The following is a 262-nucleotide window of genomic DNA, read 5'->3' as shown; positions in this document are numbered from 1 at the left end:
CGAACGCAATCGTCGCGCACATCACCATGTCTTCGGACGCGACGAAATCAGCCTGGTTGCGCGCGCGCAGCCCCGGCTCGAGTCCGGCATGATAGGGCCGCACCGCGCGGCCCATCGCCGCGAGTTGCCCTGCCAGGCGCTCGGTCGCGGCGCGCGTCGGGCAATAGACGATGCCCGGCCCCAGCGTCTCGCGCACCAGCGCGCCGATTTGCCGCGCGGTGTTGTCGCGCGGGGAGATGGCGTAACGGATGTTGGGCCGATC

At 70.6% G+C, this 262-nt stretch carries 1 pseudogene; it reads right to left on the bottom strand.

Annotation, left to right across the window (positions count from 1 at the left end):
* Positions 1-262: pseudogene (locus ACZY0B_RS28075) on the bottom strand (ATP-dependent DNA helicase RecQ); the annotation flags it as partial.

Source organism: Mycobacterium sp. IDUB_19 (assembly GCF_055419445.1).
The sequence above is the reverse complement of the archived record's forward strand: the minus strand, read 5'-3'. Positions and strand labels throughout refer to the sequence as shown.